This is a genomic window from Streptomyces violascens, assembly GCF_014649955.1.
GTDB classification, from domain to species: Bacteria; Actinomycetota; Actinomycetes; order Streptomycetales; family Streptomycetaceae; genus Streptomyces; species Streptomyces violascens.
This window is the reverse complement of the sequence record NZ_BMUA01000001.1, coordinates 586,606-609,812: the sequence shown is the minus strand read 5'-3', so window position 1 is coordinate 609,812 and position 23,207 is coordinate 586,606. Positions and strand designations below refer to the sequence as shown.

At 70.5% G+C, this 23,207-nt stretch carries 25 protein-coding genes and 1 pseudogene; 14 read left to right on the top strand and 12 right to left on the bottom strand.

All coding sequences use genetic code 11. The features are described 5' to 3' along the window. Window positions 1-35: 35 nt before the first annotated feature. Entirely contained in the window at window positions 36-1,244 is a 1,209-nt protein-coding gene (locus IE206_RS02855) for a PP2C family protein-serine/threonine phosphatase (protein WP_189960263.1), read from the bottom strand. Between the two features lie 205 nt (window positions 1,245-1,449). Here IE206_RS02855 and IE206_RS02850 point away from each other — a divergent pair, with 205 nt between their 5' ends. Both IE206_RS02850 and IE206_RS02845 read left to right on the top strand, forming a co-directional pair. Further along, entirely contained in the window at window positions 1,450-2,289 is an 840-nt protein-coding gene (locus tag IE206_RS02850; RefSeq protein ID WP_226598671.1) for a maleylpyruvate isomerase family mycothiol-dependent enzyme, read from the top strand. 97 nt (window positions 2,290-2,386) lie between these two features. Further along, window positions 2,387-2,803 (top strand): hypothetical protein, encoded by a 417-nt coding sequence (locus IE206_RS02845; RefSeq protein ID WP_189960763.1) that lies wholly within the window; start codon window positions 2,387-2,389, stop codon window positions 2,801-2,803. A gap of 88 nt (window positions 2,804-2,891) precedes the next feature. Here the strand turns inward: IE206_RS02845 and IE206_RS02840 are convergent. Then, window positions 2,892-3,557, bottom strand: a pseudogene (locus IE206_RS02840) (MFS transporter); the annotation flags it as partial. Between the two features lie 165 nt (window positions 3,558-3,722). Between IE206_RS02840 and IE206_RS02835 the strand changes: the two are divergent. Beyond that, window positions 3,723-4,283 (top strand): GNAT family N-acetyltransferase, encoded by a 561-nt coding sequence (locus IE206_RS02835; protein WP_189960262.1) that lies wholly within the window; start codon window positions 3,723-3,725, stop codon window positions 4,281-4,283. 168 nt (window positions 4,284-4,451) lie between these two features. On the opposite strand, the gene IE206_RS02830 is transcribed toward IE206_RS02835, so the two are convergent. After that, complete coding sequence (locus IE206_RS02830) at window positions 4,452-4,619, bottom strand: hypothetical protein (protein WP_189960261.1); 168 nt, start codon at window positions 4,617-4,619, stop codon at window positions 4,452-4,454. A gap of 241 nt (window positions 4,620-4,860) precedes the next feature. On the opposite strand from IE206_RS02830, the gene IE206_RS02825 reads away from it, so the two are divergent. Next, a complete protein-coding gene (locus tag IE206_RS02825) occupies window positions 4,861-5,157 on the top strand; it encodes a hypothetical protein (protein WP_189960260.1) in 297 nt (98 codons plus the stop codon). Between the two features lie 41 nt (window positions 5,158-5,198). Here IE206_RS02825 and IE206_RS02820 read toward each other — a convergent pair whose 3' ends face one another. Then, window positions 5,199-6,104, bottom strand: a complete 906-nt coding sequence (locus IE206_RS02820; protein ID WP_226598825.1) for a helix-turn-helix domain-containing protein — start codon at window positions 6,102-6,104, stop codon at window positions 5,199-5,201. A 249-nt stretch (window positions 6,105-6,353) separates the two neighbouring features. Here IE206_RS02820 and IE206_RS02815 point away from each other — a divergent pair, with 249 nt between their 5' ends. Further along, window positions 6,354-7,406 (top strand): saccharopine dehydrogenase family protein, encoded by a 1,053-nt coding sequence (locus tag IE206_RS02815; protein ID WP_189960258.1) that lies wholly within the window; start codon window positions 6,354-6,356, stop codon window positions 7,404-7,406. A gap of 18 nt (window positions 7,407-7,424) precedes the next feature. Here IE206_RS02815 and IE206_RS02810 read toward each other — a convergent pair whose 3' ends face one another. After that, on the bottom strand, window positions 7,425-7,829 hold the full coding sequence (locus IE206_RS02810; protein ID WP_053726823.1) for a hypothetical protein: 405 nt from the start codon (window positions 7,827-7,829) through the stop codon (window positions 7,425-7,427). A gap of 405 nt (window positions 7,830-8,234) precedes the next feature. Next, window positions 8,235-9,152, bottom strand: coding sequence for a MurR/RpiR family transcriptional regulator (locus IE206_RS02805; RefSeq protein ID WP_226598667.1), 918 nt, complete (start codon window positions 9,150-9,152; stop codon window positions 8,235-8,237). A gap of 180 nt (window positions 9,153-9,332) precedes the next feature. Between IE206_RS02805 and IE206_RS02800 the strand changes: the two genes are divergently transcribed. The 3 genes from IE206_RS02800 (at window position 9,333) to IE206_RS02790 (ending at window position 11,966) form a co-directional block, all read left to right on the top strand. After that, window positions 9,333-9,857 carry a hypothetical protein gene (locus tag IE206_RS02800; protein WP_189960256.1) on the top strand — a complete coding sequence of 175 codons (525 nt, stop codon included), beginning with the start codon at window positions 9,333-9,335 and terminating at the stop codon, window positions 9,855-9,857. 100 nt (window positions 9,858-9,957) lie between these two features. Further along, complete coding sequence (locus IE206_RS02795; RefSeq protein WP_189960255.1) at window positions 9,958-10,641, top strand: DUF305 domain-containing protein; 684 nt, start codon at window positions 9,958-9,960, stop codon at window positions 10,639-10,641. A gap of 188 nt (window positions 10,642-10,829) precedes the next feature. After that, on the top strand, window positions 10,830-11,966 hold the full coding sequence (locus tag IE206_RS02790) for a permease (RefSeq protein WP_189960253.1): 1,137 nt from the start codon (window positions 10,830-10,832) through the stop codon (window positions 11,964-11,966). Here IE206_RS02790 and IE206_RS02785 read toward each other — a convergent pair. After that, a complete protein-coding gene (locus tag IE206_RS02785; RefSeq protein ID WP_226598666.1) occupies window positions 11,963-12,610 on the bottom strand; it encodes a TetR/AcrR family transcriptional regulator in 648 nt (215 codons plus the stop codon). The genes IE206_RS02790 and IE206_RS02785 overlap by 4 nt on opposite strands. A 113-nt stretch (window positions 12,611-12,723) precedes the next feature. Here IE206_RS02785 and IE206_RS02780 point away from each other — a divergent pair, with 113 nt between their 5' ends. The 3 genes from IE206_RS02780 (at window position 12,724) to IE206_RS02770 (ending at window position 15,106) form a co-directional block, all read left to right on the top strand. Then, window positions 12,724-13,953 (top strand): cytochrome P450, encoded by a 1,230-nt coding sequence (locus IE206_RS02780; protein WP_189960249.1) that lies wholly within the window; start codon window positions 12,724-12,726, stop codon window positions 13,951-13,953. A 20-nt stretch (window positions 13,954-13,973) separates the two neighbouring features. Continuing rightward, window positions 13,974-14,165 carry a ferredoxin gene (locus tag IE206_RS02775; RefSeq protein ID WP_189960247.1) on the top strand — a complete coding sequence of 64 codons (192 nt, stop codon included), beginning with the start codon at window positions 13,974-13,976 and terminating at the stop codon, window positions 14,163-14,165. Window positions 14,166-14,389: 224 nt separating this feature from the next. After that, window positions 14,390-15,106 carry an alpha/beta fold hydrolase gene (locus IE206_RS02770; RefSeq protein WP_189960245.1) on the top strand — a complete coding sequence of 239 codons (717 nt, stop codon included), beginning with the start codon at window positions 14,390-14,392 and terminating at the stop codon, window positions 15,104-15,106. Window positions 15,107-15,110: 4 nt separating this feature from the next. Here the strand turns inward: IE206_RS02770 and IE206_RS02765 are convergent, their stop codons facing one another. Continuing rightward, window positions 15,111-15,842 carry a TetR/AcrR family transcriptional regulator gene (locus IE206_RS02765; RefSeq protein WP_189960243.1) on the bottom strand — a complete coding sequence of 244 codons (732 nt, stop codon included), beginning with the start codon at window positions 15,840-15,842 and terminating at the stop codon, window positions 15,111-15,113. Window positions 15,843-15,953: 111 nt separating this feature from the next. On the opposite strand from IE206_RS02765, the gene IE206_RS02760 reads away from it, so the two are divergent. Together IE206_RS02760 and IE206_RS02755 are read left to right on the top strand one after the other, a co-directional pair. Next, window positions 15,954-17,144 (top strand): cytochrome P450, encoded by a 1,191-nt coding sequence (locus IE206_RS02760; RefSeq protein WP_189960242.1) that lies wholly within the window; start codon window positions 15,954-15,956, stop codon window positions 17,142-17,144. A gap of 5 nt (window positions 17,145-17,149) precedes the next feature. Next, window positions 17,150-17,368, top strand: a complete 219-nt coding sequence (locus IE206_RS02755; protein ID WP_189960240.1) for a ferredoxin — start codon at window positions 17,150-17,152, stop codon at window positions 17,366-17,368. A 71-nt stretch (window positions 17,369-17,439) separates the two neighbouring features. Here IE206_RS02755 and IE206_RS02750 read toward each other — a convergent pair whose 3' ends face one another. The 4 genes from IE206_RS02750 to IE206_RS02735 form a co-directional block, all read right to left on the bottom strand. Beyond that, window positions 17,440-18,060: an L-threonylcarbamoyladenylate synthase gene (locus IE206_RS02750; protein ID WP_189960238.1), complete on the bottom strand. Its 621-nt coding sequence runs from the start codon at window positions 18,058-18,060 to the stop codon at window positions 17,440-17,442. Window positions 18,061-18,163: 103 nt separating this feature from the next. Further along, window positions 18,164-19,339 carry an alanine--tRNA ligase-related protein gene (locus tag IE206_RS02745; protein WP_189960762.1) on the bottom strand — a complete coding sequence of 392 codons (1,176 nt, stop codon included), beginning with the start codon at window positions 19,337-19,339 and terminating at the stop codon, window positions 18,164-18,166. Between the two features lie 396 nt (window positions 19,340-19,735). Beyond that, a complete protein-coding gene (locus IE206_RS02740; RefSeq protein ID WP_189960236.1) occupies window positions 19,736-20,995 on the bottom strand; it encodes an alpha/beta hydrolase family protein in 1,260 nt (419 codons plus the stop codon). 114 nt (window positions 20,996-21,109) lie between these two features. Further along, complete coding sequence (locus tag IE206_RS02735) at window positions 21,110-22,174, bottom strand: zinc-dependent alcohol dehydrogenase family protein (RefSeq protein WP_189960234.1); 1,065 nt, start codon at window positions 22,172-22,174, stop codon at window positions 21,110-21,112. Between the two features lie 107 nt (window positions 22,175-22,281). Between IE206_RS02735 and IE206_RS02730 the strand changes: the two genes are divergently transcribed. Next, window positions 22,282-23,205, top strand: coding sequence for an AraC family transcriptional regulator (locus IE206_RS02730; RefSeq protein WP_189960232.1), 924 nt, complete (start codon window positions 22,282-22,284; stop codon window positions 23,203-23,205). Window positions 23,206-23,207: the final 2 nt, after the last annotated feature.

The window sequence follows — 23,207 nt, the reverse complement described above, 5'->3', positions numbered from 1 at the left end:
ACGTACGCTGCACAGGTTTCCCCATCATCGGGCCCCTACGGGTGGGCCGCACCCCGCTGCGCGGATGGACGGAGCCGTTCGATGGCCACCATCGCGGCGTCGTCGTCCAGGGTCCCGGTGGGAGTGTGGGCGAGGAGGTCGCCCCGGAGGTGGCTCAACAGCGCGCGCGGTCCGGTGCCGTTCCAGGCCGCCGCGCGTTCCGCGAGCGGGTAGAACGCGCCCGCCTCGTCGCGGGCTTCGAGGACGCCGTCGGTGTACAGGAGCAGGATGTCGCCGGGCTCGAACGGGAAGCCCTGCGCGGCGAGTTGGTACTCCGCGAGGTCGGACAGGCCCAGTGGCGGCGCCGGCTGGTCCACCTCCAGGGGGATCACGCGATGGCCGCGCAGGAGGAGCGGCGGGGGATGGCCGCAGTTCACGAGCTGGAGGGCTTGGCCCACGTCGGGGATGTCGAGCACGGCAGCGGTGATGAACGCCTCGCTGAGGTCGTTGGAGGGAGAGGGGGAGTGTGGGGCGGCGTCGTGGTCCGGGCCGGGGGCGCGGCTGGAGGTGTCGTCGAGACCGGCTCCGGGGGCTTGGTCGAGGTCCGGTGCGACCGCCCGTTCGAGGTAGTCGACAAGACCCGGGAGGTCGGCCTCCTGATGGGCGGCGGCCCGGAACGCGCCCAGGACGAGAGCCGCGTCCCCGACCGCCTCAAGACCCTTGCCGCGTACGTCGCCGATGATGAGCCGGGTGCCGTGGGCGGTCCGGGCGGCCGCGTACAGGTCGCCGCCGATCTGCGCGTCCGCCGCCGCGGCCAGGTACACGCTCGCGACGCGCAGCGGGCCGAGGCGCTCGCGCAGGGGCCGCAGCACGACCTGCTGCGCGGCCTCGGCGACCGAACGCAACTGGACCAGCTCCTTCTCGTGCACCTCGCGCAGATGGGCGAACAACGTGACGAACACCGAGATCAGGACCAGCGTGATGATCTGGAAGGTGTGGTTGAGGTCGGTGACACTGCTGCGCAGGGCAGCGACGACCACCTGCGCCAGAACGGCTACCGCGCCGATGAACCCCGTGGCCCGGGGGCCCCGAAAGGAAGCCGTGACGGCCGGTGCCGCGGCCAGGAACGGGCCGAGGTGCACGTCGGGCGGGGCGAGCACGTCGCCCACCGTGACGAGCGCGATCATCGCGAACGGCACGGCAAGCAGTGCGTGGCGCGTCGCCAGGGAGGGGCGGCCGGCCGCGCGCAGTGCCTGAAGATCCATCACTCCTGAATACACTGCACCGCCACCCACACACAGCACGCCTGGCCGAGTGTGCTCCGAGCACACTGCCGCAGAGGTGCCCCGAGTCCGCGAGGAGACCGCCCCCGGAGCAGACTGATCCCGGACAGACCGTGGAGGAGCGCCCGAGACGCGCACCGATCGGGCTGTCGGACCGTAGAAGCGAAAAGGGAAAAGGTGCAGCCACATGGACAGCGGCACGGGTATGGGCATGGGCATGGACGGGTCACATGACTCGCGCTGGGTTTCCGCCTCGGCGACCCACCGCGAGGCGGTGATGACGGAGACCGCCAGGTTCGTGGCGGTCGTCGAGGGAGCGGACCTGGCGACGCCGGTGCCGAGCTGCCCCGGCTGGACGCTCGTCGACCTGATCAGGCACACCGGAAGCGTGCAGCGCATGTTCTCCGGGCTGCTGCGTCAGCGCGTCCAGGAGCGGCCTCTCACCCGCGACGCCGAACTGGACCTGCCGGCCGACGACGCCGGCTACCCCGGCTGGCTGACGGCCAGCTCGCAGGTGGCGGCCCGGGCCTTCGCCGACACCGACCCGGACGCCCCGATGTGGGTGTGGGGCGCCGATCCCCATGCCCGGTTCTGGATGCGGCGGATGCTGTTCGAGACGCTGGTGCACCGCGTCGACGCGGAACTCGCCGTCGGCCTCCGGCCTGTCATCGATCCCGCTCTCGCGGCCGACGGGGTGGACGAATTCCTGGTCAACCTGCCGTTCGCCGCGTCGTTCGCGCCCAAGACCGCGCACCTGCGCGGCCAGGACGAGACCATTCGCTTCCGCTGCACCGACCGGGCCGGCGACTGGCTGATCCGCCTGCGCCCCGACGGCTTCGAGCTCGTACCCGCGGACGCCGAGGCCACGAATCCCGAGGCCACGAACCTGGCGGATGCCACTGTCGAGGGAGCCGCCGCGGATCTGTTGCTGCTCATGTACGGACGCCTCGACCGGACTTCGGACGCCTTCGAGACCTCCGGGGACGAGGACCTGCTCGCCCGCTGGGTCGCCAACTCGGAGTTCTGAGGGCGCCGAGGGGGATGCCGGTTCGCTGGTTGCGGTGGCCGATTCGTACCCGAGGGGAAAGGAGTGGCTCGTGCCGACATGGGGGCTGATCGCCGAGATGACGGTGGGTACGGGGGATCGCAAGCATGTGGAGGCGTACGTGCTGACGCATGTGGAAGGCTCGCGCGACGAAGCCCTCGCGGAGCTGGAGGGCCGAGCCCGGCGCTTTACGCCCGAGCACCCACGGAATCCGAAGCGGCGCCGGCTCTTCCGGGACGGCGACGGTTTCGTGCTCGTCATCGACGGCTCCTGGCAGTCCTACAGCGCCCGGTTCACCGTCGCCGAGTTGCTGGAGGACTCCGCCGCGCCGAAGCCGAAGCGTGAGCCAGAACCGCAACCGGAACGTGAACCGCAACCGGAACCCGCCGACGCGGTGCCGTCCCGGACACCCCCGATGCCGTCCGCTCCGCCGGCGCGGTACGCGGACGGCGTCCCCGTGGAGCCCGCATGGCTGGGCCGCTCGGATCTGCCCTGACCGATGACTTGACGGCTCGACCTCACACCCCGACCTGACGCCTCGGTTGCCACTGGCCAAATTGACGCGCATTCAAGGGAATTGGGCGTCACCGGCGCCCCTGCCGGGTCTCGGGCCACTCAACCTTCCTTATGTGGTGGACCCACACCACGAGCACCATCAGGACGGCCGCCACACCCCCCGTCGTCATGACCGTCGAGGGCGATGTGTGGTCGACCACGACGCCGCCGACCAGCGCGCCGGTGGACAACGTGGCCTGGAACGACGCGGTGAACAGCACGGTGGACGCCTCCGGCGCCTCGGGGGAGGCCGTCGAGAACCAGGACTGCGAGCAGACCGGCACGGCCCCGTAGCCGACGCCCCACGCGATCAGCAGAGCCACTGCGCCCAGCTCCCACCGGCCGAGGACCGGGAGCGGCAGGGTGGCTCCGGCGATGAGCGCGGCGGCTGCCGCGAAGGTGCCTCGGGAGTGGCGCGCGACGGACGACCCGCCGAGGAAGTTGCCGACGATGCCCGCCACTTCGTAGATGAGCAGGAAGAGCGTGATGTGGCCGGAGCCCACATGTGTCACCCGCTCCAGAAACGGCGCCACATAGGTGTAGGTGCCGAAGTGTGCGAGACGACAAGGAACGTAATCCCCAGTGCCAACCGGGTGTTGACGCTCCGGACCCATGTCGCCGAGCACATGCAACCGGGTCGTGTGGGCGGCAGGGAGCGGAGGGAGCACCAGGAGCAGCAGCACGAGCACCCCGACTTCAGCAGGAAGGGAAGGCCGTTTCTGGCGGATCCGCGACACCACCAGCACAGGGGCAGGGTGGTGCCGTGTTCCCGCGAGGCGCGCGCTGCCGCCCAGCGACCGTTGACCGTAGGGTCTGGTCGACGGCGCCGTGGGCGCACGTCGAGACCGTGGAGGGTGTGGATGTACGCGATATCCCTGGGCGAGGACGGCGCCGAGCTGCGCCCGCTCGAACCCTGGCAGGCCGAGGAGTTCCTGAACCATGTGGAGCGCGGGCGGGAGTTCATCGGGCGGTACAACGGGCTGCCCGATGTCGTGACGGACCTGGAGTCGAGCCGGGCGTTCCTTCAGACGTACGCGGACAGGACGGCCGCCGACACCGGGCGGCTCTACGGCATCCGGACCGACGGCCGGCTGGTCGGCGCCGTGCTGTTCCGGAGGCTGGACACCGCGCAGGGCATCGCCGAGGCGGGCTGCTGGCTGGAGCCGTCGGCGGTGGGCAGGGGCCTGGTGACCCGGGCCGTGCGCGCGATCATCGACTGGGCCGTCGAGGAGCGCGGCATCCACCGCGTGGAGTGGTGGGTCTCGGCAGCCAACGAACCCAGCATCGCGGTGGCCCGACGTCTAGGCATGACGAAGGACGGCGTGCTGCGGGAGAGCTACCTGTACCGGGGCGCGCGGCACGACGAGGAGATCTGGTCCGTGCTCGCCCCGGAGTGGCGGGCGGCCGAGCGAGCGTCCTGACTGCCATGGAGCAGCCGTAGGTGTCACCAACTCGCTTACGCAGCCACCCGGTTTCGCGGCGCATCGGATTGGTCGGCAGCGTATGAACGCCGCCGGATCCGTCGCCCGGTCGAGGAACCAAGGCGGATCCGGCGGCCAGGTGCAGCCATGGGGAGTCGCCAGGCAGGGCTAGTTGTGGCCGAACTTCCGCGGCTGCTTGTGGGAGGCCTCTGGCGTGGAGTGCGTCGTTTCCGGCGCGGTGGGGGTCTTGGCCTGCTCCTTGACCTCGGAGGTGGTGCTCCGGTCATGGCCGCCGGTGCGTGCTCCCCGGTTCTGGCGGGTCTGCTTCTTGCTCATGGTGGTCGCCCCCTGCTGGGCAGGTCGGAGGTAGAGCCACCTCCACGCTCGCACGTGCCCCGGTAGATCGCATGTCGGGTGTGAGCCGACCCTGTGCGGCCGGGTCGTCGGCTCAGGGCGCGTTGACGCGGGACGGCTTCACCTCCGTACGCCTGTGACGTCAAGTAGCCACACACATACGGTGAGTTGCATCAGTGGGCCCCACAAGGGTGCGGCCTGTGGTGACGGAAGGGGTATGTGCATGGTGCGACGCATGGCGACGGCGCTCGGTGTGTTCACCGCGGCCGCGGCACTCGCGCTGGGGGCGCCGACTGCGGCGTACGCGGCTCATGGATTCCTGGTCGTCGACGGGGTGGCCCACCAAGATCCGAGCGGCTGCTTCCCGCTCGGGGACTTCGTGCCGCCTGTGGTGAGCAACTACACGGACGCGATCGCCGAGGTGCACTCCGGGGCCGACTGCACCGGGCAGGTCACCTGGTTGATCTATCCCGGTGAGACCTACCACCCCAACGGAAGCCGGAGCGTGTTCGTCCTCTGAACCAAGCGTCCCCTCGGACCGGTGCTCGGCCCGAGGGGATGTCAGCGCACGCCGAAAGTGCGCCGGTACGCCTCGGGCGGCAGGCCCGTGACGCGGGCGAAATGGCGGCGCAGAGTGGCGGACGTCCCCATACCCGTGCGCGCCGCGATGTGCTCGACGCTGTCGTCGCCCGACTCCAGGAGTTCCTGCGCAAGCCGTACGCGCTGGCTCAGCAGCCAGCGCAGCGGCGAGGTTCCTGTGACGGCATGGAAGTGCCGGGCCAGATTGCGGCTGCTCATGGCCGCCTGCCGGGCCAGGTCCTCCACCGTGAGCGGCTGGTCGAGACGTTCGAGGGCCCACGGCAGCAGCTCGGCGAGCGGGTGGTCGCGCCCGTGGGTCACCGGCGCGGGAATGAACTGCGCCTGGCCGCCGTCCCGGTGCGGGGGCACGACCAGGTGGCGGGCCAGCGCGTTGGCCACCGTCGCGCCGTGGTCGGTACGGACGATGTGCAGGCACAGGTCCATCCCGGCGGCCTTGCCCGCCGAGGTGAGGACGCCGTCCTCATCGGTGAACAGGACCCCGGCGTCGACCGTCACCTTCGGGTACCGCGCGGCGAGCAGGTCGGCATGAGCCCAGTGCGTGGTGGCGCGGCGGCCGTCCAGGAGCCCCGCCGCGGCCAGGACGAACGCCCCGGTGCACAGCGAGACGATGCGGGCGCCCGCGGCGTGCGCGGCGCGGACGGCGTCGATCAGCTCGCCCGGCGGGTCGCCCTCGATGTCGTCCTGGGCCGGGACGATCACCGTGTGCGCGGAGGCCAGGGTGTCCAGGCCGTGGGTGGTGTCGGCGCGCAGCCAGCCCCCGACGCGGGCCTGCCGCGAACCGCACGCGCGGAACGAGTACCAGGGGTTGACCAGCTCGGAGTGGTCGGTGCCGAACACCTCGCAGGCCGCCGCGGCCTCGAAGAGCATGCTCCCCTCGGCGACGGCGAGCGCCACGGACCGGCCACCCGAAGTCGCGAATGCGGCCGTGTCCGAAGCGCCGGTGCTCGAAGCGGCCGTGTCCGAAGCAGTCACACCCGAAGCAGTCATGTCCGAAACTGTACGCCCCTCGTCATTCCGGCCGCTGGTGGCTGTGGGCCCCGGGCCCGCACTATGGCGTCACACCACATACCACCTGCAGAAATTCGGGAGCCAGCGATGAGTTCCGCCCTTTCCCCCATGTCTGTTCCGCACACTGCCGACTGGCCCGACGAGCGGCCCGTCGCCGTCATGGGGGCCGCCGGCCACACGGGCCGTTTCGTCGTGAAGGAGCTCCTGCGCCGGGGTGCGCGAGTCGTACTCGTCGGCCGTGACCGGGCCAAGCTCGACGGGCTCGGCGAGCTCGCCCCCGACGCCCCGGTGCGCGTCGCGTCGACCGGGGACGCGGCCTCCCTGGACCGCGCCCTGGAGGGCACATCGGCGGTCGTCAACTGTGCGGGGCCGTTCCTCGCGACCGCGCTCCCCGTGACCCAGGCGGCACTGCGTGCCCGCATTCCGTACCTGGACGTGGCGGCCGAACAGGCCGTCACGGCCGCGCTGTTCGACACCTACGACGAGCGGGCCAGGGAGGCGGGCATCGTCCTCGCACCCTCGGTCGCCTTCTACGGCGCGGTCGGCGACCTGCTGGCCACCGCGGCCCTGGGCGACTGGACGGAGGCGGACGAGGTGGTCCTCTCGTACGCCCTCGACAGCTGGCTGCCGACCCTCGGCAGCCGGCTCACCGGAAAGAGCAACGCCGGGCAGCAACTCACCTACACCGCAGGCAAGTTGAGGCCCTTCGACTACACGCCGCAGGAATTCCCGTGGGACTTTCCCGAGCCGTTCGGGAGGCAGGACGCCGCTCCGTTCGCGACGGCCGACCAGGTGACCGTCTCGCACCATGTGCGCACACCAGAGGTGCGTGCCGTCATGAACCTGGCGCCGCTGCGTGACGTACGGGATGCCACCACCCCCGAGCCCGTGCCCGCCGACAGCAGCGGGCGCTCGGCCCAGACGTTCCTCGTCGAGGCGGCCGTCCGCAGGGGCGGCGAGACGCGCCGGGCGGTCGCGGGCGGCCGTGACATCTACGCGGTCACGGCGCCGCTCGTCGTCGAGGCCCTCGCACGCATCCTCGACGGCCGCTCCCGCGCGACGGGTGTGGTCGCCACCGGGGAGGCCTTCGACGCGGCCGACTTCCTGCGCGCGCTCACGCCCGAACACCTCACGCGGCTCGACCTGCCGGAGCCGGTGTAGACCCCGGAGGCGCCGGAGTCACCTTCGCGGTACGTGTGTCCTGCGTGGCGGGGCGCCGTCGTCCATGAGGGCCTCCATGACGAGGCGGACGCCCCGGGCCAGGCGCCCCAGCTGTTCGAGCTCCATCGCGTACATCCGGATGGTGTTCTCGATGACGGCCGGGGCCACGCCCAGGGTGGGCAGTTCCGCGCGGCTGGTCTGGAGGGCGACGCGCACCGCGCGTATCTCGTGCTGCACCTGGATCTGGGCGTGCCGCGCGAGCAGGACGTGGTGGCGGATGAGGGGTGAGTAGCCGGCGTAGCGGGCCGGCAGCAGGTCGCGCAGCCAACGGGTGGCGGTGCGTTCCCAGTCACGACTCCCCGGCGATTTGACCTGGCAGGGCCAGTCCGGGCTGAGCGTGGTGGTGGGGGCCGTAGGGGACATTCTCGTCGCTTCCGAAGATTGTCGAACTCTGATCGAGAGAGGGGGGCGGCCCCGGCTCAGGGGTTAGCCGAGGCCGCCACGGGCGTTCCACCGGATCCAACAGCCTGGATCGGACAGTCGGCGCGACGTGAGGAGGAGGGGGAGAGCGTCACGTCGGCTGTTCGTTCTCAGAGGGACTGGGGTCGCCCTTTGGCAGGAAGAGATCGGTGGTCGCCACGGCTCAGTAAACATATATACCGTTGAGTACACAAGGGTATGAAAAAATTCATACGCCTCGACGGTGTGAAGATCTTGCGCAGTGACCTGGGCGAATCGGGCCCGGCGGGAAGAAACGGAAAGGCCGGCTGCTTGGCGGGCCGGGCGAAGCCTTGAAGGACCGTCATGCCCTAGAGGGCTGTCACAGCCCTAGAGGAAGAAGCCGTGCTTGTCGGCGGCCTGCTCGTACTCTTCGAGCCGCGCCTGCGTCCGCTCGGGATCGGCGTCGGCCATCGCCTGGAGGATGGCCGCGGCGAGCACGCTCGGAGCCGCGTACGAGTCGAACACCAGCCGTGAGCCGGTGCCCGCGGTCAGTGCCACGTCGGCCTCGTCGACGAGCGGGCCGAGCGTGGTGTCCGTGACCAGCGCGACACGCAGCCCGGCGCTGCGAGCCGCCCGCATCGCGGAGAGGGTCTCCTTGGCGTGCCGGGGCATCGCGAAGGCCAGCACCCAGGTCCCGCCCGCCGAGCGGGACTGCAGCAGCGCGTCATAGGCGACGCTGCCGCCACGCGTCACCACCCGCACATCGGGGTGGATGCGCCGGGCCGCGTACGCGAAGTACTCCGCGAGGGACACGGAGATTCTGAGGCCGAGGACGGTCAGCGGCACCGAGAAGGCCAGCTCGCGGCCGATCTCCAGGACCTGGGTGGTGTTGGCGACCAGGCGGCGCACGTGCTCCAGGTTCTCGATCTCGGCGTCCACCGCCGCCTGGAGCTCGTTGTGACGGCTCTCTTCTCGGCCTTCCGGAGTGCCCGCGACCGCGCTCAGAGCGATCGGCTGGAGAACCTCCCGCAGTGCGGGATAGCCGCTGTAGCCGAGGGACGAGGCGAAGCGGGTCACGGACGGCTGGCTTACGCCGACCCGTTCCGCGAGCTCGGTGATCGAGAGGAAGGCCGCGTCGGTGAGGTGGTCGATGAGGTACTGAGCGATGCGCCGCTGCCCGGGGGAGAGCCGGTGGCCGTCGAACAGCGCGCGGACCCGGTCCGCCGGGGCGCGCTCATGGTCCGAGGGCTCCCCGCTCGGCGTGATCGCGGCCGACTGGGCGCGTACCTGCTGCCCCGATGACACCGGCGGGCCTCCTTCTCGTGCCATGTGTGCTCAAAACATAGCTCACCCTTGTGGCGGACCACCCCAAATTCCACCACTGACCTGGCTACTTCGGTGAAGCACACACTCGTGGGAGCCCGAGCGAATGTGGCGATCCGTGTGGGCGTACACCGGGGTGGGGGAGTGTCCCGAGTAAACCCGGTGGGGGTATCGTCGGGCCGGAGCGCAGAGCCGTACGACCCGTACGGCTCGCACGAGCGAGAGAAGGGCGAGGAAGCCGTGGACCGCGAACGGACGCGCAGGGCGGGACTGCCCCGGCTGCTCGTGCTGTGCGCCGTCCTCTTCGGCCTCTTCTCCATGCACGGGGCTCCGGCGAACGCCGCAGCGGGCTGCCACGGCGAGACGGCCATGCAGGCGCCCCCGGCCGCGGGCATGACCGCGCCCATGAGTACGGCCCATACGGACATGCGGGCTGACACGCGGGCGAGCATGCGGGGGGAGCATCGCGCAGCCCCCGTCACCACGGGGACGGGCGGCGAGCTCTGCGTGTCCACCCCTGCCCGGGAGCGGCTGCCGCTGGCTGCGGCCGGTCTCCTCGCCGCGCTCGGGCTGGTGGTCCTCGTCGCATGGGGGCCGCGCCGTACGGGCCTGTTCGTCTTGGCGCGGCGCGGACCGCCGTTCGGCGGCAGAGGTCTGCTCCTCCAGGTGTGCGTCGCGCGGACGTGACAGGCGCTGCCCAGCCCGGCCCCCGGCCGGACCGGCGAAGTGCCCTGCCCGTTCACGCGCGCCCCAGCACGGGGTCGCCCACCTGGAAAGAACCCTTTTGATGTCGATTTACCACCCCTTCGCTGCCCGTCGCCGCACCCTAGCCGCCGTCGGCACCGTCGCCGCCCTCGCCCTGGCGCTGGCGGCCTGCGGCTCCTCGGACAGCTCCAAGCCCGATGGTTCGGCCATGCCCGGGATGAACCACGGGGCCGGCAGCGTCCCGTCCTCCAGCGCCTCGTCTCCGGGCGGCGCTTTCAACGACGCGGACGTGACGTTCGCTCAGCAGATGATCCCGCACCACCAGCAGGCCATCGAGATGGCCCGGCTCGCCGACGGCCGCGCCGCCGACTCCGAGGTCAAGAGCCTGGCCTCCGCGATCGAGAAGGCCCAGGACCCCGAGATCAACACGATGAAGGGCTGGCTGAAGTCGTGGGGCAAGCCGCTGCCTTCGGCCTCGGCCTCGTCGTCGATGGGGGACATGCCGGGGATGAACCACGGCTCGTCCGGCATGGCCGGGATGATGTCGGACCAGGACATGAGTGACCTCAAGTCCGCCAAGGGCAAGGACTTCGACAAGAAGTTCGCCCAGCTGATGATCGGCCACCACCAGGGCGCGGTCATCATGGCCAAGGACGAGCAGAAGAACGGCAGCAACCCCGGCGCGAAGCGGCTCGCGGGCAACGTCATCGCGGCCCAGAACGCGGAGATCGAGCAGATGAACAAGATCGTCAACCGGCTCAAGTAGCGGTTGGCGGCCGCCGGTTGTCAGCTTTCCGTCATCAGCTGTCAGCCGACGGATATCAGATAACAGATATCGGCCGACGGTCAGCCGCCGACAGACAGCAGGAGGCGGGTTCCGGGCCCTCGCCGAGGCGAGGGCCCGGAACCCACCCCCCTCTCCCCATCCGTCCCCTCCTCGCGGAAGGCACGCCCATGGATGCCGTACTGCACGCCCTGCGTATCACCGGCTCCATGACCTGGGAGATCACCTGGGCTCTGGTCCTCGGCTTCACCCTGTCCGCCGTCGTGCAGGCGGTGGTGCGCAGGTCCACCGTCGTCGCACTGCTCGGCGACGACCGGCCGCGCACCCTGGCTCTTGCGGCCGGGCTCGGCGCCGCCTCGTCCTCCTGCTCGTACGCCGCCGTCGCGCTGGCCCGCTCGCTGTTCCGCAAGGGCGCGCATTTCACCGCCGCGATGGCCTTCGAGATCGCCTCGACCAACCTCGTCGTCGAACTCGGCGTGATTCTGGCCCTGTTGATGGGCTGGCAGTTCACGGCGGCCGAGTTCGCCGGCGGCCCCCTTATGATCGTGCTGCTCGCGGTGCTGTTCCGGCTCTTCCTCCGTGAGGGACTGCTGAGCCGGGCCCGCGAACAGGCCGAGCGCGGTCTGGCCGGCTCGATGGAGGGGCATGCCGCGATGGACATGTCCGTACAGAAGGAGGGCTCGTTCGCCCGGCGGCTGTTCTCGGCCGAGGGGTTCACCTCCACCGCGCACGTCTTCGTCATGGAGTGGGCGGCGATCCTGCGCGATCTCGTCGCCGGTCTTGTCGTCGCCGGCGCGATCGCCGCGTGGGTGCCGGACGCCTTCTGGCGTATGTTCTTCTTCGACGGGCATCCGCTGGCGGCCAAACTCTGGGGGCCGCTGATCGGCCCGCTCGTCGCCATCGCGTCGTTCGTCTGCTCCATCGGCAACGTGCCGCTGGCGGTGGTCCTCTGGAAGGGCGGGATCAGCTTCGGCGGGGTGGTCGCGTTTATCTTCGCGGACTTGTTGATCCTGCCGATCCTCACCATCTACCGGAAGTACTACGGCGCCCGCATGGCCGCCTTCCTGCTCGGCACGTTCTATGGGGCGATGGTCGTCGCCGGGTATGCCGTGGAGTTCACCTTCGGCGGCCTCGGTCTCGTGCCCGACCGGAGCTCGGCCACCATCCCCATGGCGGGTGTGGCCTGGAACTACACGACCTGGCTCAACATTGTGTTCCTCGTGCTGGCAGCAGCCCTGGTCGTACGTTTCTTCCGGACCGGGGGGATGGGGATGCTCAGGATGATGGGCGGGGCGCCCGGCGACTAGCCGGCCTCGCCCCGCGGGGGCGCGGCCGGGCTCAGGATCAGTGGCAGGTAGATGTCGTCCACGATGTCCACGATGACCTCGTCCTCCACGGGCGCGCCGAACAGCAGGAACTGGTTGCGCAGCAGATCCGTCGCGACCGTGGCCCGCCGCGAGGTGAGGACCCACGGCTCGACCTCGCCGCGCTCGACGGCCCGTTCCAGGATGACGTGGACCGCCAGCGGGCGGACGGTGTGGATCCGCTCCCGGATCAGTTCGGCCAGCTCGGGATCGCGGGTCATCTCCCCGAGGAGACCGCGCATGATCCCGCCGAGCGGGCTGGACATGGTGGCCGCCATCTGCCGCAGCAGGGCCAGCGCGTCGCCGCGGACTCCGCCGGTGTCGGGCAGGTCGACCTCGGAAATCTTGCCCAACTTGCAGGCGTCCAGGACCAGTTGGGCCCGGCTCGGCCAGCGGCGGTAGACGGCTGCCTTGCCCGTACGGGCCCGTACGGCGACCCGCTCCATGGTCAGCGCGGAGTAGCCCACCTCGGCGAGTTCGTCCAAGGTGGCCCGCAAAATGGCGCTTTCCAGTTCCTCGCCGCGGCGGCGCGGCCCTTTGCGGTGGTCAGCGGGTGGTTCGGTGGCGGGGCCGGTGCTGCTGGGCACCCATGCCTCCCGGGTGTGTCCGATAGGGGCCGTTGCGTTCTCTAAGGGGGACAGCTTAGCCTCGCAGTTAGAGAACTGTCCGTTCTTTAACGTCTGAGGTTTCGAGGGATTCGATGACCGACACGACAGAGACCGCCGCAGCGATCCAGACGCGCGCAGCCCCCGCTTTCCCGGCCGACCGCACGTGCCCCTACCAACTGCCCGAGACATACCGTCAGTTACGCGACGAGCCCGATGCGCTGAACGCCGTGACCCTCTTCGACGGCCGACGAGCCTGGGTGGTCACCAAGCACGAGACGGCGCGCAAGCTGCTCGCCGATCCCCGGCTTTCCTCCGACCGGACCCGCGACGAATTCCCCGCCACGTCCCCGCGCTTCCAGGCCATCAGGGAGGTCCGCCCGGCCTTCATCGGCCTGGATCCGCCCGAACACGGGCCGCGCCGGCGGATGACGATCAGCGAGTTCACCGTCAAGCGCATCAAGGGGATGCGGCTGGACGTCGAGCGCATCGTGCACGGCTTCCTCGACCGGATGCTCGCCGGAGGGCCGCCCGCCGACCTGGTCAGCGAGTTCGCGTTGCCCGTACCGTCCATGGTGATCTGCGAGTTGCTCGGCGTGCCCTACGCCGACCACGACTTCTTCCAGGACGCGAGCAGGCGCCTCGTGCAGGCGACGGACGCGGCCGGCGCGATCGCCGCCCGCGACGACTTCCAGCACTACCTGGACGGGCTGATCACCACGATGCAGGCCAAGCCCGGCCCCGGCCTGCTGAACAACCTGGTGACACGCCAGTTGGCGGCCGGCGAGATCGACCGCGAGGAACTGATCTCGACCGCGCTGCTGCTGCTCGTCGCCGGTCACGAGACCACGGCCTCGATGACCTCCCTCAGTGTGATCACCCTGCTCGAACACCCCGACCAGCACGCCGCCCTGCGCGCCGACCCCACGCTGCTGCCCGGCGCGGTCGAGGAACTGCTGCGCTACCTCGCCATCGCCGACATCGCGGGCGGCCGCGTCGCCACGGCCGACATCGAGATCGACGGCCGTCTCATCCGCGCGGGAGAGGGTGTGATCGTCACCAACTCCATTGCCAATCGCGACAGTTCGGTGTTCGAGAACCCGGACGTCTTCGATGTGCACCGCTCGGCCCGCCATCACCTGTCCTTCGGGTACGGGGTGCACCAGTGCCTCGGCCAGAACCTGGCCCGCCTCGAACTCGAAGTCATCCTCACCGCGCTCTTCGAGCGCATTCCCACCCTGCGCCTGGCCGTGCCCGTGGATCGGCTGACGCTGCGCCCGGGCACGACGATCCAGGGCGTCAACGAACTCCCGGTCACCTGGTGACCGGGGAGAAGGGAGGCTCCATGCGGGTGTCCGCCGACCGGGACGTCTGTGTCGGCGCCGGACTGTGCGCGCTGACCGCCCCCGGAGTCTTCGACCAGGACGACGACGGTCTGGTGGATGTGATCACGCCGGACCCCGATCGCACCCAGCAGCCCGCCGCCCGCCAGGCCGGAAACCTCTGTCCGTCCGGCGCCGTCCGGATCACCGAATAGGGTCCCGTCTCGTCTCCGTCCGGACTGGGCCGCCCAAGCGGCTCCGGTCCGGACGAACGCCTTCTTCTTGCGCTGCCCGCTGCCCGCCCCCGACGCGCGGTACGCGGTACGCGCGCGTATCGCGCGGTGTCGGTGGTGGCCCGTCGGGACGGCCGGGGCGACGATGGGCTTCCCGGCCCCCGCCGGCGCGAGCCGGGGGCTTTCCAGTCTGCGAGGAGCGGCGCATGACGACGTACGTACTCATCCCCGGCGCGGACGGCCGCGCCTGGTACTGGCACCTGGTCGTGCCCGAACTCCGCGGTCGTGGCCACGAGGTGGTGACGATGGACCTGCCGCAGGACCCCGCGGCCGGTCTCGCCGAGCATGCCGACGCCGTCGTACGGGCGATCGGTGACCACGACCAGGGCCAGAACCGCTCCGGGATGTCGCGCGAGCTGGTGCTCGTCGCGCAGTCGCTGGCCGGTTTTTTCGCACCGCTCGTCTGCGAACGTGTTCCCGTCGACGGGGTGATTCTGGTCAATGCCATGATTCCGGTGCCCGGTGAGACCGCGGGCGACTGGTGGGCCAACACCGGGCAGGCCGAGGCGCGTTCGGAGTTCGCCGCGGGACAGGGCCGCGATCCGGCGGCGGAGTTCGACCTGCTGACCGACTTCTTCCACGACGTGCCGCCCGCGGTGACCGAAGAGGCAATGGCGGCCGGTCCGGCCGGGCCCGCGGAGGCTCTCTTCACCCAGCCCTGGCCGCTGAGCGCCTGGCCGGATGTCCCCACCCGCTTCGTGCAGGGACGCGACGACCGGTTCTTCCCGCTCGACTTCCAGCGCCGCAACGCCAAGGAGCGGCTGGGCATCGACATCGAGCCCATGCCCGGCGGACACCTCCTCGCGCTGAGCCGCCCCGCGGAGCTCGCCGACCTCATCTGCCGTTCAAAACCGTCGAGTTGAGGGACTACGGCGTCTCGCTGTCCGGCGTTGACCAGAGATGGTCGAGAGTGTCGACCACCATGCGGCAGACGGTGTCCGGATCCGCGCTGGCCAGTGGCTCGCGCGCCACGACCGTCCGCATGAGCCCGATGCCGAGCAGCCAGGCCATGGCCAGATCCGCGCGCAGGGCACCGTCCTTGGCCCCGGAGAGCGCGGCCAGTGCGCTCTGATACCGCTCGCCCAGCTCCCGCAGCGTCCCGGTCGCCTCGTCGCCGCGCCCTATGGAGCGCAGATAGACCTCCAGGGAGCGGTCGGCCGTCCCCGACGCACTGCTCGTCAGCATCGAACGCAGCGCGGTCTCGAAGAGTTCCTCGGGCGGGGTGGCGCGCAACTGTTCCAGGCCCCCCTGCGCGACGACCTCCGTGAGCAGCCCCTGCTTCGACCCGAAGTACCGGAACAGCAGCGCCTGGTTGGCGCCCGCCCGTTCGGCGATCTCGCGGACCGTGGCCCCTTCGTAGCCCCGTTCCGCGAACAGGTCCCGGGCGGCGTCGAGCAGCCGGCGGCGGGTGGCCCCGGCATCACGACGACGCTCACCTGCGGGCGAGTCGGGAACGCTCGGTTCGGGGACGGCCGAGCCGGTAGCGGTCGAGTCGGTGGCAGTCGAGCCGGTGGCGGTCGAGCCGGGAACAGCCGATTCGAGGCGAGCCGAGTCGGTAGCAGTCGAATGGGGGGAAGCCGAGCCGGGGGCTTCGCGCATGGGGCAGATCCTCTCAGGCGGCCCGTCAGGATAACGGCCACAATGCGCCGTTGACCGCCTCCAAGAGCCACCCCTACGTTGTAAGCAGCTGCTTACATCCGGGAGGCCGCAGTGACGACAGCCGACACCACCCCCCTCGCCTATCCCTTCAACACCTCCGACGGACTCCAGCTTGCCGAGGAGTACGAGCGCGTACGCGAACTGCCGGGTCTGTTACGCGTGCAGCTGCCGTACGGCGAGCCCGCCTGGCTCGTCACCCGCTATGCGGACGCCCGGCTCGTCCTCGGCGACCAGCGCTTCAGCCGGGCCGAAGGCGCCTCGCACGACGAGCCCCGGCAGTCCGAGGGGCAGACCGACAGCGGCATTCTCGGCATGGACCCGCCGGACCACACCCGGCTTCGCTCCCTGGTGGCGCGGGCGTTCACCGTCCGCCAGGTCGAGAAGCTCCGCCCGCAGGTCCGCGAACTCACCGCGAGCCTGCTCGACGACATGGAGGCGGCCGGAGCCCCCGCCGACCTGGTGGACGCCTATGCGCTGCCGCTGCCGGTCGCGGTGATCTGCCGCATGCTCGGCGTGCCCGCCGAGGACCGCCCGCGCTTCAGGGTGTGGAGCGACGCGGCCCTGTCCACCAGCTCGCTCACTGCCGCCGAGTTCGAGGCCAACCGCGAGGAACTCCGCGCCTACATGCGCGAGTTGATCGAGCGGCACCGCCGGGAGCCGCAGGACGATCTGATGACCGCGCTCATCGAGGCCCGCGACGGCGGCGACCGCCTGTCCGAACTCGAACTCGTCGACCTGTGCGTGGCGGTCCTGGTGGCGGGCCACGAGACCACCGCGTCCCAGATCCCCAACTTCACCCTGACGCTGCTGGACCACCCCGACCAGCTGGCACAGCTCAGGGCCCGGCCCGAACTCGTCGCGGGCGCGGTGGAGGAACTGCTGCGCTTCGTACCGCTGGGCAGCGGGGCCGGCCAGGCCCGGTACGCCACCGAGGACATCGAGGTGGGCGGCACCCTGGTGCGGGCCGGCACCCCGGTCCTGGTCGCGATGGGCGCCGCCAACCGCGACGCCCTCCGCTTCACCGCGCCCGGTGTGCTCGACATCGCCCGCGAAGGCAACCAGCACCTCGGTTTCGGCCACGGAGTCCACCACTGCCTGGGTGCCCCGCTGGCCCGCCTCGAACTCCAGGAAGCCCTGAGCGCCCTCATCGCCCGCTTCCCCGGGCTGAAACTGGCCGGCGACGTGACCTGGAAGTCCGAGATGCTGGTCCGTGGCCCGCGCGTCATGCCGGTCGCGTGGTGACCGCCATGACCTGGACCGTACGCGTGGACCCGCAGCTCTGCCTGGCCTCGGGCATGTGCGCCGGAGCGGCCCCCGACGTGTTCGCACTGGACGGCGAGCACGCACGCGTGCTGGCGGACGGCATCGAGCCGGACGAACGCGTCCTCGACGTCGCCGACGCCTGCCCCGCCCAGGCGATCACGGTGCACCACGGGAGCGCCGTCGTCGGACCCCGTCGCGACTGACCGACGCCGTAACTGACCGACGCCGCGACCGACCCGACGCCGCAGCGACGGGGCCGCGGGGGCGCGGGCGACTACTCGAAGCGCGAGGTGTCGCCCGCGCCCCGGCGCACGATCTCCATCTCGCCGCCCGAGAAGTCGATGACGGTCGTCGGCTCGGTACCGCAGTCCCCGGAGTCGAGGACCGCGTCCACCACGTGGTCGAGGCGCTCCTTGATCTCCCAGCCCTGCGTCATCGGCTCGTCCTCGTCGGGCAGGAGCAGAGTGCTGGACAGGAGCGGTTCGCCGAGGTCGGCGAGCAGGGCCTGAGCGACGGCGTGGTCGGGGATCCGCACTCCGACCGTCTTCTTCTTCGGGTGCAGCAGCTGGCGCGGCACCTCCCTCGTCGCGGGCAGGATGAAGGTGTAACTGCCGGGCGTCGCCGCCTTGATGGCACGGAACACGTCATTGTCGATCTGTACGAACTGACCCAGCTGCGCAAAGTTCTGGCACACCAGGGTGAAGTGGTGGCGGTCGTCCAGCTCGCGGATCGACCGGATCCGGTTGATGCCGTCACGACTGCCCAGCTGGCACCCCAGCGCGTAGCAGGAGTCCGTCGGGTACGCGACGAGCGCGCCGGAACGGATGCTGTCCGCCACACTGCCGATGGTGCGCCGCTGGGGGTTCTCGGGGTGCACGTCAAAGTACTTTGCCATCCGCCGAGTCTAAGGTCCGGGCACCTGGGTGCCCGGGCGCCCGGTTCCGGCGGTTACCAGGTGTCGGCCCGGGGCCGGCCCCCCGACGGCCCCGCGCCAGGGTTCACCCCAGTGTGCCGCCCCGGAGGCCGAGTACGAGATCGCGGGGCAGGCCGTGGGTGTCGTGGAGGTACCTGTAGTCGTCCTCGGTGAGCGGGCCGGAGTAGCGGGGCCGGGACAGGACGCGGCGGCCTCGTTCGAGGAGCCGGGTGAAGCGCCGCTCCTCGTCGAGGAATACGTCGCGGACCGGGCCGGTGTTCCCGGGCTGCCCGAAGTGCTCCAGCGTGTGCCGGACCGGTTCCTCGGGCAGATCGCCGAGCGTACGGGACGGATCGACCCGCCACAGTGTGGTGAGCACCCGCCGGATCAACCGCCGCAGAACGTATCCGCGACCGGTGTTGGACGGCAGGACCCCGTCGCCGATCACGACGATGCTCGACCGCAGATGGTCGCAGACCAGCCGCAGTGACTGCTGTTCCAGCCGCCAGAGCGAAGGCACCGAGCCCAGCCACGGCTCGAACAGGTCGGTCTCGAAGACCGATCCCTTGCCCTGCAGGATGGAGACGAGCCGTTCGAGGCCGAGCCCGGTGTCGACGTTCGGCCGGGGCAACACCTCCAGGGTGCCGTCCTCGCGGCGGCGGTAGCGCATCATGACGTGGTTCCATACCTCCACCCATCGTTCGTCTCCGGTCGGTGTGGACCGTGGCGGCGTTTCTCCCGTCCAGACGAAGATCTCCGAGTCCGGACCGCAGGGGCCGGTGGGGCCGTTGGACCACCAGTTCTCCTCGGTGGTCAGCTCGATTGGCACCCCGAGCTCCTGCCACATGCGCAGCGATTCGGTGTCGGGGCCCGAGTGCTCGTCGCCGCCGAAGACCGTGGCGTACAGCAGTCCCGGATCGATGCCGAAGCCGTTGACCAGCAGGTCGTGGCCCCAGTTGAGGCTGTGCGAGCTTCCGTAGTCGCCGAGGGACCAGGTGCCGAGCATCTCGAAGACCGTCAGGTGGGTGTCGTCGCCGACCTCCTCCAGGTCGGTGGTGCGAAGGCAGCGCTGGACGTTGACCAGGCGCCGGCCGAGCGGATGGGGCCGGCCCTCCAGATAGGGGGTGAGCGGATGCATGCCGGAGGTGGTGAACAGCACGGAGTCACCGGGCGGCGGCAGCAGGGACGACCCTGTGATGCGCCGGTGGCCCCGGTCCTCGAAGTACTCGACGAAGGTGCGGACGACACGCTCGGTGTTCATGGTGTTCATGGCTGCGGTTCCTTGGCTGTGGGGCAGCCGGAAAAGGACCGCGGACACGGGACGCGACAGAGATCAAGCGGCAGGAATCCAGGACTGGGATTCCGGACCATGAATCCGACGATCCACCGGCGGGCCGTTTCCGGTCGCCGGGGGAGTGGGGAATGAGGTCAGGCGGCGGCAACCGGCGAGCTGGTCGCTCGCGCGGTAGCGCTGTCGATACGGCTGATGACCTTCATGCCGTCCACGGTAACGGGCAGCTGGCCGGCTTGCACACACATTCCTTCCGGTGCGGTACGGCGGTCGCTGTAGTGGGCGGAGGCGGTGGTCAGCGGTGCTCGGTGGGGCCCGGCCCCGCAACGGGGCCGGGCCGGCGGATGCCAGGGGGGCTCGCAGCGGCTACTTCACGAACCGCACCTCGGGGAAGCGGGCGGAGGGGCCGTCGAGCAGGTGCCGGTCCTGACCGCGCAGCCATCGGTCGAAGAAGGCCGTGATGTAGGCCTCCTGTGCGGCCACCGAACGCTGCGGTTCGACCGTGCCTATGTTGGCGGCGACGGTCTGCGCGGATAGCCCCAACTGGCGTGCCAGCTGCGGTATTTCGGACTGCATGTCGGTGTAGCCGGCATGCTCGGCGCCGGTGAGCGTCAGGTCCCCGAGCCACCCCTTGCTGTGCTGCCACGCGGCGTCCCAGGATGCGACCGTGTGGTGGTTGTTGCCCTCCTTGCCCATCAGCAGCAGGGGCCGGTCGACGCCGTCCGTCCCGACGGAGGAAGGATGGGCCGGGTCGTCGTCGCGCTGGGTATAGCCCATGACTCCGTCCAGGTTGGCCGCGGCCTTGATCCGAGGGTCGTCGTGCATGGTCTGCGCGGCAGTGAACCCGCCCGCCGACTGCCCGAACATCCCCACGGCGTTCAGGTCGAGCACGCCCCGCAGCCGGCCGGGCAGCTGCGCCAGCTGGTCCAGTACGAACCGGGTGTCGGCGACCCGTACCGCAACGGTCTTCTTGAGCAGCGCGGTGACCTGTGCCTTTCCTGCCTTGTCCGCCTTCTCGAACTCCTGGGGCAGCACCGTCTTCTCCACTCGGCCGCCCGGGAACTCGACCGCGGAGGCGTCATAGGTGTGATCGATCATCACCACCACGTAGCCGCGCGAAGCGAGCTCGTCGCACAGGGTGGTGCCCAGGGTGCGGGGGTCCCCGACGCCCGGCGAATAGAGCACCACCGGGAAGCCCTGCGCGCTGTGCCACGCCACCGGTGCTTCCGTATGGGCGTGGCTTTGGGTGGCCGCCCAGTCCGCCCGGCCCTTCGGTATGTCCGTGAGGTTGTTCAGCGCGTCGAACCCGGCCGCCTCACCCGGCAGCATCTGCGGGGCCCGCGCATGCCGGGCCACGTCCCGTGCCGGGTAGCGGATGCTGACCATCAGCTCGCGGTGCGGCCGCGAGGCCACCCAGGGGTCGGGGCGGCCCCGATCGGTGAGGTGCAGGGAGGTCGTGCCGACGGGATACGCACCCGTCGGCGCGGGCAGTGACATCCGGGCCGGAGCCGACGGCCCCGGCGGTGCGGCAGGCGCCGCGCCGGCCGAGGAAGCGCACGTCAGGCACGCGGCGACGGCCAGCGCGGCGGTGGACAGGAATACCCGGCGGGAAGACGAAGTGGTCATGGATCAAGGCTGACGCAGCCGCCCCTTCCCCACCATCGTGGAGCCCCCCGCTTCGGGGGTTCGGATTTTCCGAACCCCCGTGGCGTTGCCGGTCTTTGGCGCCTGCCGTTCACCTCATACCCGCACCACAATCTTCCCGGTGTGCGTGTTGGACTCCATCAGCCGGTGAGCGTCGCCGATGCGCTCCAGGCCGTCGAAGGTCTCGGCGATCACGGGATCCAGCGCGCCGCTCGTCAGGCCCGAGCCGATGAAGGCGGCGGCACGGCGGCGGAACTCCGGCTCACGGGTGAGCACGCCGTTGGCGTACGTGTGGATGGTGAGCGGCCAGTTCATCGACAGCTCGATCGGGCGCCGGTCCAGCCAGCCGTACAGGACCGCCGTTCCGCCCGGCGTCAGGGCGTCGCCGAGGGCCGCGAAGCCCGGGCCGCCCACCGCGTCGAACACCATCCGGGCGCCCGCACCGCCCGTGATCCGCCTGACCTCCTTCACCAGGTCCTCGGTGTCCGTAGTGATCACATGGGCCGCGCCGAGCTCCAGCAGCCCCCCGCGCTTGGCCTCGCCGCGCGTGGCGGCGATGGGGATCGCGCCCAGCCGCAGGGCCGTTTGGACAGCAGCCGTACCGACACCACTGGACGCACCCGTGATCACCACATGGTCACCGGGGGCGAGCCCGCCGGTCTCCACCATGCCGCCATACGCGGTTGTGTAGGCCAGCCACATAGCAGCGGAAGTCACCGCGTCCACACCGTCCGGGCTGCGCACCACGGACTCCTCGGGCAGGACGATGTGTTCGGCATACACCCCGTGGACGCCGAAGTCGAAGTTGGCCGCGGACATCACCGCGTCGCCCGGCGCGAACGCGGTCACGTCCTCGCCGACCGACTCGACCACCCCGGCCGCCTCGTAGCCGAGCCGGGAGCCGGGCAGCGTCGGCGGGTAGTAGTAGGCGCCCGCGCGGAACAGGGCTTCGGCCCGGTTCAGGCCGATCGCCTCCACCCGGATGAGGACCTCGCCGGGCCCGGGCTGAGCCAACGGCACGTCCTCGATACTCAGCACCTCGGGGCCGCCCGTCTCATGGAACAGCACGGCTCGGGTGAACGCCTTCTGGTCAACTGACAGAGGAAAAGCGGGAGTTGATGCACTGGTTTCTGGGTTGCTCACTGCGTTGTCGATAGCCATGGGAATGACCGTACGGACGAGGTGAGAGACGATCCATGTCCCAGAACCTCTCGTTCATGTCCGATCGTCTTCCGCTCGCCCCGCGGGCGCTGCGTTAGGGTGCCGTGATGGACGTACTGAGTGATGCGATCGCCGCCATGCGCACCGGGCGCCCGCATTCGTCGCGCACCGTCAAGCGCGGACCCTGGGGTGTGCGGTTTCCCGCATCCGACGGTGCCGGATTCCATGTGGTGCTCCAGGGCTCGGCCTGGCTGCTGCCGCCCGACGGGGGTGAACCCGTGCGCCTCGGGATCGGCGATGTCGTGTTCCTCGCTCACGGATACGGCCACGCCCTCGCCGACCATCCCGAAACTCCTTTGGAGGAAGCCGAGTTGGGTCCGGACGGCTCCTGGCCGAAGCTGCGTCACCGCGGGCCGGTCCGGGGTGAGGACACACTCATGCTGTGCGGTGCCTACCGGTTGGACAAGGCGCGGGCCCACCCGCTGCTCACCGACCTTCCGCCCTACATCCACCTCCCGGCCCGCCTCGGCGCCCACGACCGGCTGCGTGCGGCCGTCGACCTGCTCGGAGCCGAACTGGCCGACCCCCAGCCCGGATCCGACGCCATCGTGCTCGCGCTCCTCGACACCCTGCTGCTGTATTTGCTGCGCAGTTGGTGGCTGGCCGAGCGTCCGGAAGGGCCGACCGGGTGGGCGGCCGCCCTCAACGACCCGGCCATCACGGCCGCGCTGCAGGCCATGCACAGTGACCCGGCCGCGCCCTGGACGGTCGAGGAACTCGGCGCACGGGCCTCGCTGTCCCGCGCTGCCTTCGCCCGCCGGTTCACGGCGCTCGTGGGCCGGCCCCCGCTCGCCTATCTGACCTGGTGGCGCATGACGACGGCGGGCCGGCTGCTGCGGACGAGCGACGCGCCGCTGGGAACGGTGGCCGAACAGGCCGGGTACGCCTCGGAGTTCGCCTTCGCGAAAGCCTTCAAGCGGGAGTTCGGCGTGGCGCCCGGCCGGTACCGCAAGCAGGTGAGCACGGCCTGATC